Raw genomic sequence first — 10,963 nt, 5'->3', positions numbered from 1 at the left:
CTCCCGGCGCCCTGGCCCCGGCCGGGTGACAGACTCTCCCTGTGCCGCTCAGCTTCGACGACCTCGTCCACCGTGCCCGGGCCCTCCCCCAGGGCGGCCGGCGCGCGATCCTCGGTATCGCGGGCAGCCCCGGCGCGGGCAAGTCGACGCTCGCCGAGCGCCTGGTGCGGGAGTTGAACGGCGCGGGTGACCCCTGGGTCGCGCACGTCCCCATGGACGGCTTCCACCTCGCCGACGCCGAACTGGAGCGCCTCGGCCTGCGGGACCGCAAGGGCGCGCCCGACACGTTCGACGCGGCCGGGTACGCGGCCCTGCTGCGGCGGCTGCGCGACGAGCCCGGCGACGTCGTGTACGCCCCGGGCTTCGAGCGTGTCCTGGAGCAGCCGGTCGCGGGCGCGATCCCGGTGCATCCGACGGCCCGTCTGGTCGTCACCGAGGGCAACTACCTGCTCCTGGCCAGCGGAGCCTGGCCCCGCGTCCGCCCCCTCCTCGACGAGGTGTGGTTCTGCGAGCTGCCCGAGCGGGAGCGCGTCCGCCGCCTGGTCGCCCGTCACGAGCAGTTCGGCAAGACGCACGAAGAGGCGGCGGCATGGGTCGCCCGCTCGGACGAGCGCAACGCCGAGCTGGTCGCGGCGACCCGGGGGCGGGCGGACCTGGTGGTGCCGGGCGGGGCATGATCTGTCCATGATCCGATCCGCCGCCCTGGACGATGTCCCCGAGATCCTGACGATGATCCGTGAACTCGCCGCGTACGAACGGGCCGAGGAGCAGGCGCGGGCCACCGGTGAGCAGCTGCGCGAGGCACTGTTCGGAGAGCACCCGGCCGCCTTCGCGCTGATCGCCGAGGACGACGACACCGGTGAGACCATGGGTTACGCCCTGTGGTTCCCGCGCTTCTCGACCTGGACGGGCACCCGCGGCATGCACCTGGAGGACCTCTACGTACGGCCGCAGGCGCGCGGCTCGGGACACGGCAAGGCCCTCCTCGCGGCCCTCGCCGCGACCTGCCGGCAGAGCGGCTACGACCGCTTCGAGTGGTGGGTGCTGTCCTGGAACACTCCGGCGATCGACTTCTACACGTCGCTCGGGGTGGAGCTCATGGAGGAGTGGAAGGTGTGCCGGCTCAGCGGCGAGCCCCTTGAGGAACTCGCCGCTCAGGCTCCGCAGGCCGTTGCGCCGGCCTGCGACGGGTGAGCCGTCGTCCGGCGGACCGCGTCCGTGCCGGCTCCCCGTTCACGTCGCCGCCGGGCCGTGGCGGACCGTGAGGACGTGCGGTTCATGCCTGACGTGCCCCTGGCCGGGCCACCGGAGTCACACGGCGGGTGCGGGCCGGCGGGCGCGAAGTGCGACGGTCAGCGTCTGCGGACCGTGCCCCCCGATGTAGACGCGGTTCCCGGTCGTCGCGTCGGTGCCGCCCACCACGGTGTAGTCCTGCCCCGGGTCGTACCGCAGCACGTCGCTCCGGTCCGGCCCGGCCGGCGGTTCGCCCGCCTCGACGCGGGCCTCGACGCGGATCTCGTCGTCACCGACCCGGTAGGTCATCGGCCCGGTCGTCAGGCACCAGCGCCCGTCGCCGATCGGTACGGCGCCCTCAAGGTCGCCACCCGGCCGGAAGGTCAGTTCGAGGGCCCAGGGCACCCGTGGGCCGCTGATGTCGATGCGCAGGTCGGCGCCGTCGTCCAGCAGGTCCACCTCGACGCGGGTGGTGTGTGAGACCTCGTCCCGGGGCCGTTCCGGGAAGGCCATCGCGGCCGAGAAGCGTCCCTCGTCCGCCATCCGGTAGGCGCCGTCGTCCCGGCGCCGGTCCAGCGCCAGCGGCTGGTAGTAGGCGGCCGTGAGGGTTTCGGTGAGCCGGTACCGGTTGGCGGCGCTCTGCTGCATCGCGGCGGCACGGAACGGGCCCAGGTCGAAGAATCCCCGTGACAGGCGCACCGCGTCGAGGACCGCGTCGCCGGCGAACAGACGCAGGAAGGTGGGATTGCAGGCGAGGCCCGAGCGGATGCGCCGGTGCCCGGGCACGTCGGAGCCGCCGTAGACCACCGTGTGCGCGGTGGCCGAGGCGCGGGCCGCGAGGCGGGCGGTGGTGAGGTACCGGTCACGCGGAAGGGTCTCCGCGGCCGGTGCCGGCAGGACTCGGGTCAGGTCCGGGGTGAGGAGGGTCTCGGCGAGCAGGTCGGGGTCGTCGATGCCGCCGGCGGCCGCCAGCCGCGCCGCCCGGCTGAAGTCGCCCCGGCCGGTGCGGATCGCGAGCAGCCGGTAGTGCGGCAGGTAGGGCGCCAGCGGGAACGGCTGGTGCTGGTCCTGCCGGCGCGAGAGGACCGTCTCCACCGTGCCGTCCGGCCTGAAGAGGTCCAGGGTCGTGGCGAGGTTGCGTTCGACGGCGTTCAGCAGGTCGGCGCGGCCGAGCACGCCGGCCAGCAGCAGTAGCGAAGGGTTGGAGACGTGGGCCGCGTAGTTGGCGCTGCGTTCCGAGTACAGGCCCTCCGCGTCGATGTCGACGCCCTCGGCGAGCCATTCCTCGACGCGGTCGAGCAGCCGGTCGTCGGGGAACGACCGGTGCAGCCGGGCCAGCGCTGCGCACAGCTCCCAGCGGTGGTTCGGGGTGTGCACCCCGCCGGTCAGGAGACTGCCGGAGGCGGCGCGGGCGATCTCGGCGAGCGTGGCCGTGACGTCGCGCAGTTCGGGCCCCGCGCCGGCGGCGAGGACGTGCGCGTCGCACACGTCGTTGACGGTGAACCCGGAGTCCGGCGGTGACTGCACGTTGTCGCCGCCGGCGAAGAGACCGGTGGCCGTCTGCGCGGCGCGCAGGGCGCGGAGGTGGGTCGTCGCGGCGGCGACGGCCTGCCCGCTGCCGTGCAGTGCCGACTCCGGCGTGCGGTACGCGGCGATCAGGGTCTTCACCCGGCGGGCCAGAGCGCGGTGGGGCACACCGGCTGGTTCCTCGTCGGGGCCGGCCGCCAGCGGGACGGCCAGCCGGTCGGCGGCGCGGGCCGCCACGCGGACGAATTCGTGGTCGAGCGGGGTGGGCACGGTCAGTCCTTCAGTCCGGCGTTGATGTCGGCGTTCATGACGTACCGCTGGAACACCAGGAAGACGACGATCAGCGGGACCATGGAGATCACCGAACCACCCAGCAGCACCGACCAGTTGATGTTCTGCGCCCCGACGAGGCTCTGGATGCCGATCTGCACGGTGAACTTCTCGGGGTCGTTGAGCATCAGCAGCGGCCAGATGTAGTCGTTCCACCGCCACTGGAAGGACAGGATGGCGAGCGTCAGCATGATGGGCCGGGAGATCGGCACCATGATCCTCAGGAAGATCGACAGCTCACGCGCGCCGTCGATGCGGGCGGCCTCGATCAGCTCGTCGGGGACCGTCAGGAAGAACTGGCGGAACATGAAGCATCCGGTCGCGGTGAGCACGGCCGGGAGGATGATACCGGCGAGCGAGTTGTAGAAACCGAGGTCGCGGACCACCAGGAAGAGCGGGGCGAGCATGACCTCGCCCGGCAGCATCGTGGTGGCCAGGATGCCGACGAAGAAGGCCTTGAGCCACTTGTTGTCGTACTTGGCCAGCGCGTAGCCGGTGCAGCAGCTGACTCCCACCGTGAGGATCGTCGCGATCACACACACGATGGCGGTGTTGATGAAGTACTGGGAGAAGTTGGCGCTGTCCCACGCCGCCTCGTAACCCGACACGGTGGGGTTCGTCGGGAACAGCGTCAGCGGGAGGGAGAACAGGTCTCCGGCCGGCTTGAAGGAGCTGAGGACGAACCACAGCACCGGCACGCCGTAGAGGGCCGCCAGGACCCACAGGAGTGTCGTCGCGGGGATCGCGCGCCGGAGCCCGCCACTGGCCGCGCTGCCGGACCGCTTCTTGGGAACAGCCCGTCCGGGCGTGGAGTCGACCTTGCGCGGCGTGTCTGTGGTTGTCATCGGTTCTCCACCCGCCGGTTGACGATCAGCTGGATGATCGCGACGGCCATCAGGATGAGCATGAGCACGAACGACGCGGCGCTCGCGTAGCCGATCTGGCCCGATTTGAAGCCGGTCTGGTAGATGTACTGGACCAGCAGGTTGTTCGTCGTTCCGGGTCCGCCGTTGTTGAGGGAGGCGAACAGCGGGTATTCCTTCATCGCGTGGATCGTGTTGAGCAGGATGACGATGAAGGACGTCGGCGCGATGCTCGGCAGCGTGATGCTGATGAACTGGCGCCATGGTCCGGCGCCGTCGAGCGCGGCCGCCTCGTAGTAGGACGTCGGTACGTTCTTGATCGCCGCGATGAACAGCAGCATGGAGAAGCCCGTCCAGGCCCAGGATGCCGCGACCACCACGACCAGCAGCGACAGGTCCGCGTTCGACTGCCACGGAACGGCGCTTCCGCCGGCCTTCTCGATGAGGTAGTTGACCAGTCCGAAGTTCTCACCGAACAGCCACCGCCACAGGACACCCACGACGATGGGCGACAGAAGCCACGGGATGAAGAAGAAGATGCGGGCGACCGACACGCCCTTGGCGTGCTTGCTCACCAGCACGTTGGCGATGAGCAGCGAGAACACGAAGTTCAGCGGCACGAAGAGGACGGTGTACAGCAGCGTCCGGGTCGTCGCGTCGTAGAAGGTGGAGTCCCCGAACAGTTTGCTGTAGTTGTCCAGTCCGACGAACTGGAACGCGCCTACGCCCGTGTAGTTCGTGAAGGAGTAGACGAGCCCGATCACCGCCGGCCACATGAAGAACAGCGCGAAGAGCACGACGTTGGCCGCGATGAGGACGAGCGGCGCGACGGTGTACTTGCTGCGTCTCCTGGGCGGGCTCACGGTCACGTCCGAGGCGCGTTGTGTCATCTTCCTGACTCCGTGCTGGTGGAATGGATTGCTGTGGGCTCACGCCGTGAACCCGGCCTCACGTGGGCGCCCGGGGCCGGGCGGCGGGGTCGGGACACCGCCGCCCGGGCCCGTCGGCCTACGATCCCCCGCCGACCTGCTGGTTGTAGCCGGCCACGATGTTGTCCAGCGCCTTGTCGGGCGACTGCTGGCCGTTGATCGCCTTGCCGAGTTCCGTCTTGGTCGGGTCCTCGGTGAGGCTCTTGCCCTTCAGCACCCACTTCGTCTGCGCGCCGTTGAAGTAGCCGGAGATCGGGGCGTAGAGCGGGATCGACTCGTTGTACAGCTTGAACGCCGCCTGCGCCGCCTCGGACTTGAAGGGGTACTTCGGGTTCAGGCCGGTCTCGACCGGCAGGAAGCCCGAGGCCTCGCACAGCACGCGGTAGTTGTCCGGCTCGTAGATCCAGGACAGGAACTTCTGCGCGGCGGTGGCGGCGTCAGCGTTGTTGTTGAAGCCGACCATCATGCCGCCGCTGTTGACGTCGCTGGCCTGCACCGGCTGGGCGGGAGTCGGGACGCTGGCCCAGTCGAACTTCTTGATGCTCTCGGAGAAGGCGGCCACCTGCCACACGCCGGACCAGTAGGCGACCACGTCACCGCTCTGGAACATGGCGGACGGGTCGGCGCCGCTGGTCCACACCGACCTCGGCATGGTCTTGTTGTCGTTCCATCCGACGAAGGTGTTCACGGCCTTCTTGGTGGCCGCGTCCACGGAGAACTTGCCGGAGGAGTCCGCGTGGACGTACTTGCCGCCCATCTCGTACACCATGGCCCGCAGCCGGGACGGCGACTGGTCGAAGGTCAGGGAGTACTTGGCGCCGGTCTTCTCGCGGACCTTGTTCGCCGCCTTGATGAACTCGGTCCAGGTCCAGGTCTTCTGCGGCGAGGTCGGGAAGGGGACACCTGCCTTCTTGAACAGGGTCTTGTTGATGAACATGCCGGACGCGGTGACGTCCGAGGGGATGGACAGCACCTTCCCGGACGAGTCCTTCGCGACGAAGTTGGCGTTGATCTTGTTGCTCTTCTTGTTGGCGATGGAGCTGAGGTCGATCAGCTTGTTCGCCCAGATCGGGTCCAGCGCCGGCACGGCCGCCACATCGGGCAGCGAGTTCGCCTGCGCGGCGTTGTGCAGCTTCGTCGGGTACCCGTCGTAGGGGATGTTGACGAGCTTGACGGTGACGCCGGCTTCCTTCTTGTACTGCGCCACCATCTTCTTCCAGCCCGCGTCCTGCCCCGGAACCGTGGAGATCCAGAACGTCAGCGACTTGGACGTGCCGCCCGAGTCGCCTCCCGACCCACAGGCGGAGAGCAGAAGGGCACCTGCCGTGGCCACGGCAGCGAGGGGAACCACACGGCGTATGCCGCCGCGGCCGAGTCGGCGGGAGCGCCGCACACCCACACTGATCATCTTCGATCCCTTTTCGTCGTAGCGGAGGAAGCACGGCGCCAGCCGAGGCGGCACGGGTGCATTTTGAAGGAGATTTCGCTTTCCGGGGGCACGGCCTCGCCCGGCCGCGTCGCCTTGACGGGTGGTGTCCCCGGCCATGACGGCCGGCGTCGCACAAGCTCGCCCTCGTGCGGCTGCCGTACTTCGCGTACGGGCGGGAGGCTCACCCGGAGTCGGCGTCCCGGCCGACTTAGAAAGCGCTTGTCCGGACATTGGCAGATCGAGTCGGAGGCCGTCAATCCTTCGCCCCCGCGGACTCGGTCACGGTTTGGACTCCTCGGGAGACCGCCAGCCGGGCGGCGCCCACGACGGTGCCGAGATCGCCGACCGTGCTGCTGACGACTTCGGTGGGCCAGCTCAGCCGGGCGAGCTCGGCCCGCACACCCTGCAGGAGCTGCGGGTACGCGCCGGTGCTGCCCCCCAGCACGACCAGCCCCGGGTCCAGCACCGCGGTCACGGCGGCGGCCAGCCGGCCCACGTCCACGGCATGGCGGTCGACCACGGCGCGGGCGGCGGCACGGCCCTGTGCGGCGAGAGTGAAGAGCTGCTCGGCGGTACCGGGGCACGGCCCGTCGGTGTCCGGCCAGGCCTCGGCCGCGCGCCGCAACAGGGAGCGGGCGCCGATGTACTCCTCCAGGGCCTCGTGGCGGGGTTCGCGGCCGTCGTCCCACGGGTAGGGCAGCCGGGCCAGCTCACCGGCGGCGCCGTTCGCTCCGCTCAGCACCTGGCCACCGACGACGATGCCGAGGCCTATACCGACGCCGATGCGCAGGTAGCCGAAGGTGTTCCGGCCCCGGGCGGCACCTTCGTGCAGCTCGGCGAGAGCGGCGCAGTTGACGTTGTTCTCCAGGTGGACGGGGACGCCGGGCGGCAGCGCGACGGCCACGGCGTCGAAGACGGGGCCGGCCTTGGCGGTCGCCGGACGCATACCGGCGCCCTCCTTGCGCGGCGCGGTGACGTCACCGACGGCGACGACGATGGTCCGCAGCGGGGCGTCGGCGGGCAGCGCGTCGAGTGCCTCGCGCACGACGTCGGCGGCGCCCGCCCGGGAGCCGGTGGCCTCGGCGAGCAGCGTGCCGTCCAGGGCGCAGCCGCGGACCCGGGTGAGGGCGGGGCCGAGGTCGACGGCGAGCACGGCCCCCGCGGCCGGCCCGAGACGGTAGACCGCGGCGTTGCGCCCCGTACCGCTGGAGGCCGTGCCGGAGTGTGCGGCGAGCCGGACGCCCTCCAGTTCCGCGACGGCGGCGGACACCGTCGGCTTCGACAGGCCCGCCAGACTCGCGAGCTGCGGCCGGGTCGCCCGGCCGGCCCCGGCCAGTACGGCGAACACCGCGCCCGCGCTCTCGGTCAGGCGGGGGGCTCTTGCCACGTCAGGTTCCAACAGTTCCCCCACACGGGTGATGGGCCGCGCTCCCGGGTCGATCGTCCAGGATCGTCTCGGGTCGTCTCGGATGGTCTCGGGTCGTCTCCACGGGACGCGGCGAAGGGATTCCTCTTGACGCACTGTACTTCGTTAGTTAACTTCCTAACGAAGTTCACGGTACTCGCCTGCCGTGCTCCGCCAGAAGCCCGTCCCGGGGCTTCCCTAGTCCTTCAACTGCCCGTCCTTCAGGCACGGTTCGCCCGCCGTCGCAGCACTGCGCAACGACGAAAGAGGTTCCGTGCAGGACATCGCGACCCTCGTGGTCGGTATCGACGTGGGCGGCACCAAGACGCATCTCCGCGCGCTCGCGGGCGACGCCCTCGTGGCCGACCACGTCCGTGCGAGCGGCGGCTGGCGGCCGCACGACCCCGTGGCGGCCGCCGGGTGGCTGGCCGCGCTGGTCGCCGAGGCGCTTCCGGCAGGTGCCCGCCCGTCAGCCGTGGCCGTCGGCGGGCATGCCTGCGAGACCCCTCGCCAGTGCGCGCAGATCCGCGCCGCTCTCCAGCTGCACTTCGACGCGCCCGCGCTGGTGGTGGGCGACGCCCAGCTCCTCGTCCCCGCGGCCGGTCTGGACAAGGGTGTCGGCCTGGTCGCCGGCACCGGCTCGGTGGCCGTGGGGCGGCTGCCCGACGGCACCCCCGTCCAGGTGGGCGGCTGGGGCGCGGTCCTCGGCGACGAGGGCGGCGCCGCCGGACTCGTCCGGGAGGCGGCCCGGGCCGTGTGGGCGGCCCACGACCGCGGGGAGCGGCCCGACGCGCTCGCGCTCGGGCTCATCGCCGCGCTCGACGTACCCGAAGTCCCCGCGCTCGGCGCGGCTCTGGAGAGCGCCACGGACGTCTCCGCCGAGTGGGGCCGGCACGCTCCCGTCGTCTTCGCGGCGGCCGCCGACGGCTCCGCGCTCGCCCGGACCGTGATCGACGAGGCGGGCTGGGCGCTTGCCGCGCTGGTCACCCGGCTCGCCGACCGCGGGGTGGCGGTCGACGACGTGGTCGTGGCGGGCGGCACGGTGCTGTCCCAGCCCGGGCTGTTCGACGCGTTCAGCGTCGCCCTGGCCGAGACGCTGCCCACGGCCCGCGCCAGACCCCTTCGCGTACCACCGGTCGAGGGCGCGGTGGCGCTGGCGCGGTCGCTCCGGTGAGCCGGGCCGCGCGTTCACCCGCGGGCCACGTCCCGGCCGCCGAACCCTTGTCGACGGGACACCGCCCGCCCATCGAATCAGGCAGGATCGCACGACTTCACCCGGCCGCACGGCCGCAGAACTGAAGAGAGGCACACCCATGCCGTCATCCGCCCGGCACCACTCCCCCACCCTGAACCGGAGGGGTTTCCTCAGGACCTCCCTGGGCGGCTCGGCCGCGCTGGTCGCCGCGCCGACCCTCGTCGGATGGCTGGGCGCCGCGGACGCCAAGGCCGCCACGGCTCCCGCCGCGTTCGTCGACGACTACAAGACCAACGTCCTGGCGAACCTCACGCCCGAGACCAACGCGGTGGTGCGGATCCTCGGCGGCATGGCCGAGGTGTGGAAGACCGGCGCCGCCTGGAACACCGGCACACCGCTGCGCCCCGAGGTGCTGCGCGCCAACATGCGCTACTGCGCCGCGGTCACCGGCGCGCGCACCGAGGCGCAGGCGCGAGAGGCGTTCGTCTACGACCGTCAGCACCAGAGCTACGCGATGATCGCCGGGCTGGGCCCGCTGTCCGGCCTGTACAAGGCGGGCGCCAAGGCGGTCACGTCGATCACCAGCGCCCCGGACACGACTCCCCCGACGACGATCAGCGACTCCGTGCCGGCCGACGCGCCCGCCGGCTCCGCCCTGGGCGCCGGTTCGTACGCCTCCGACCTCGGCCTGGTGGCCAAGCTGGTCGACACCGTGCGCGGCCCGTTCGCCTCGGGGAACCCCGGCAAGTACGCCTTCCAGTACCCGCGTCCGTGGCGCATGAACGAGGACAGCGAGGTCGTCGACACCGGCCGCACGGACGAACTCGGCTACCCGGTGTACGAATCGGACGTGGTCGTCGTCAGGCAGCTGCTGCGTCAGCGCAGCACGTCCCCCGTCGACGACGGCGGCTTCCCCAGCGGTCACACCAACGCCTTCCACCTGGCCGGTCTGGCCTTCGCCTACGCGGTGCCCGAGCGGTTCCAGGAACTGGTGACGCGGGCGTTCGAGCTCAGCCACACCCGGATCATGTCGGGCATGCACTCCACCGTCGACGTCATCGGCGGCCGGATCATGGCCACCGCCCTGACCGCCGCCGCGCTGGCCGACCCGGCGAACGCGGAGCTCAAGGCGGCGGCCCGCGCCCAGGCCCTCTCCTACTTCACGCAGCGCACCGGCACCACGGCGGACACGCTGTACGACTACGCCCACCCGGGCGCCGGGGACGCCTACGCCGACCGCGACGCCAACGCCCGCTCGGTCGGGCACCGGTTGACGTACGTCCTGCCGCGCCGGGGCCGCAAGGACCCGCTCACCGTGCCGAAGGGCGCGGAGGTTCTGCTGGAGACGCGGCTTCCGTACCTGACCGCGGCCCAGCGGCGTGAGGTGCTGCGGACGACCGCGCTGCCCTCCGGCTACGTCCTGCTGGACGGCTTCGAGCAGTGGGGCCGGCTGAACCTGTTCGCCGCGGCGGACGGTTACGGCGCGTTCGACCAGGACGTCACCGTGACGCTGGACGCGGCGGCGGGCGGCTTCCACGCGGCCGACAGCTGGCGCAACGACATCGAGGGCGACGGCGGTCTGGCCAAGCGCGGCTCGGGCACGCTCACCCTGACGGGCCACAACCGCTATCACGGCGGGACCGTCGTCGAGGACGGCGTGCTGGTCGCCGGGTCGCCGAACGCTCTGGGCGAGGGCGACGTCCGGGTCACCGGCGGCACGCTGCGCGCGGACAAGGTGCTGCGGGTGCGCGGCTCGTACGTCCAGGACGGCGAGTCGACGCTGGAGCTGCTGCTCCGCAGGAACCACGGCCCCGCCGTCACGGTGAGCCGGCGGGTCCTGCTCGGCCGGGGCAGCGTGCTGTCGCTGCGGCTCGACCCCGAGCGGCCGCCGGTCGCGGGCACGACCCTTCCCGTCCTGTCCGCCGCGCAGCTGCGCGGCCGGTTCGACCGGGTCGAGCTGGACTCCGAGACGCTGCTGGCCGTGCCCGTCCACACGGCTGACGGTCTGTCGGTGCGACTCGTGCGGAGGTAGCGCTTTCTACGGCGGGGGCT

The 10,963-nt window shown here is 71.5% G+C and carries 9 protein-coding genes; 4 read left to right on the top strand and 5 right to left on the bottom strand.

Features of this window, described 5'->3' with window-relative positions:
* Positions 1–41 precede the first annotated feature (41 nt).
* Both RFN52_RS37775 and RFN52_RS37770 read left to right on the top strand, forming a co-directional pair.
* Positions 42–677 (top strand): nucleoside/nucleotide kinase family protein, encoded by a 636-nt coding sequence (locus tag RFN52_RS37775; RefSeq protein ID WP_184853417.1) that lies wholly within the window; start codon positions 42–44, stop codon positions 675–677.
* A gap of 7 nt (positions 678–684) precedes the next feature.
* Positions 685–1,194 carry a GNAT family N-acetyltransferase gene (locus RFN52_RS37770; protein WP_184853416.1) on the top strand — a complete coding sequence of 170 codons (510 nt, stop codon included), beginning with the start codon at positions 685–687 and terminating at the stop codon, positions 1,192–1,194.
* Between the two features lie 117 nt (positions 1,195–1,311).
* Here the strand turns inward: RFN52_RS37770 and RFN52_RS37765 are convergent, their stop codons facing one another.
* The 5 genes from RFN52_RS37765 to RFN52_RS37745 all read right to left on the bottom strand — a co-directional run bounded on the left by RFN52_RS37765 (position 1,312) and on the right by RFN52_RS37745 (position 7,698).
* Complete coding sequence (locus RFN52_RS37765; RefSeq protein WP_184853415.1) at positions 1,312–3,030, bottom strand: hypothetical protein; 1,719 nt, start codon at positions 3,028–3,030, stop codon at positions 1,312–1,314.
* A gap of 2 nt (positions 3,031–3,032) precedes the next feature.
* On the bottom strand, positions 3,033–3,935 hold the full coding sequence (locus RFN52_RS37760) for a carbohydrate ABC transporter permease (protein WP_184853414.1): 903 nt from the start codon (positions 3,933–3,935) through the stop codon (positions 3,033–3,035).
* Positions 3,932–4,843, bottom strand: coding sequence for a carbohydrate ABC transporter permease (locus RFN52_RS37755; protein ID WP_184853413.1), 912 nt, complete (start codon positions 4,841–4,843; stop codon positions 3,932–3,934). Before RFN52_RS37755 ends, RFN52_RS37760 begins: the two co-directional genes overlap by 4 nt.
* Positions 4,844–4,961: 118 nt before the next feature.
* On the bottom strand, positions 4,962–6,290 hold the full coding sequence (locus RFN52_RS37750; RefSeq protein ID WP_184853412.1) for an extracellular solute-binding protein: 1,329 nt from the start codon (positions 6,288–6,290) through the stop codon (positions 4,962–4,964).
* 274 nt (positions 6,291–6,564) lie between these two features.
* Complete coding sequence (locus RFN52_RS37745; protein ID WP_311241156.1) at positions 6,565–7,698, bottom strand: ROK family protein; 1,134 nt, start codon at positions 7,696–7,698, stop codon at positions 6,565–6,567.
* A gap of 292 nt (positions 7,699–7,990) precedes the next feature.
* Between RFN52_RS37745 and RFN52_RS37740 the strand changes: the two genes are divergently transcribed.
* Together RFN52_RS37740 and RFN52_RS37735 are read left to right on the top strand one after the other, a co-directional pair.
* Positions 7,991–8,890 (top strand): BadF/BadG/BcrA/BcrD ATPase family protein, encoded by a 900-nt coding sequence (locus RFN52_RS37740; RefSeq protein ID WP_184853410.1) that lies wholly within the window; start codon positions 7,991–7,993, stop codon positions 8,888–8,890.
* A gap of 139 nt (positions 8,891–9,029) precedes the next feature.
* The gene (locus RFN52_RS37735) at positions 9,030–10,943 is read left to right on the top strand and encodes a phosphatase PAP2 family protein (protein ID WP_184853409.1); all 1,914 of its coding nucleotides are present in this window, start codon (positions 9,030–9,032) and stop codon (positions 10,941–10,943) included.
* The last annotated feature ends 20 nt before the right edge of the window (positions 10,944–10,963 follow it).

Source organism: Streptomyces collinus, from assembly GCF_031348265.1.
GTDB classification, from domain to species: Bacteria; Actinomycetota; Actinomycetes; order Streptomycetales; family Streptomycetaceae; genus Streptomyces; species Streptomyces collinus.
This window is presented reverse-complemented; position numbering and strand designations above follow the sequence as displayed.

What these genes read in the sequence shown, in the direction of transcription:
- RFN52_RS37770 (WP_184853416.1), top strand. Translation starts at nt 685, where the DNA reads ATGATCCGATCCGCCGCCCTGGACGATGTCCCCGAGATCCTGACGATG.
- RFN52_RS37760 (WP_184853414.1), bottom strand. Translation starts at nt 3,935, where the DNA reads ATGACAACCACAGACACGCCGCGCAAGGTCGACTCCACGCCCGGACGG.
- RFN52_RS37755 (WP_184853413.1), bottom strand. Translation starts at nt 4,843, where the DNA reads ATGACACAACGCGCCTCGGACGTGACCGTGAGCCCGCCCAGGAGACGC.
- RFN52_RS37750 (WP_184853412.1), bottom strand. Translation starts at nt 6,290, where the DNA reads ATGATCAGTGTGGGTGTGCGGCGCTCCCGCCGACTCGGCCGCGGCGGC.
- RFN52_RS37735 (WP_184853409.1), top strand. Translation starts at nt 9,030, where the DNA reads ATGCCGTCATCCGCCCGGCACCACTCCCCCACCCTGAACCGGAGGGGT.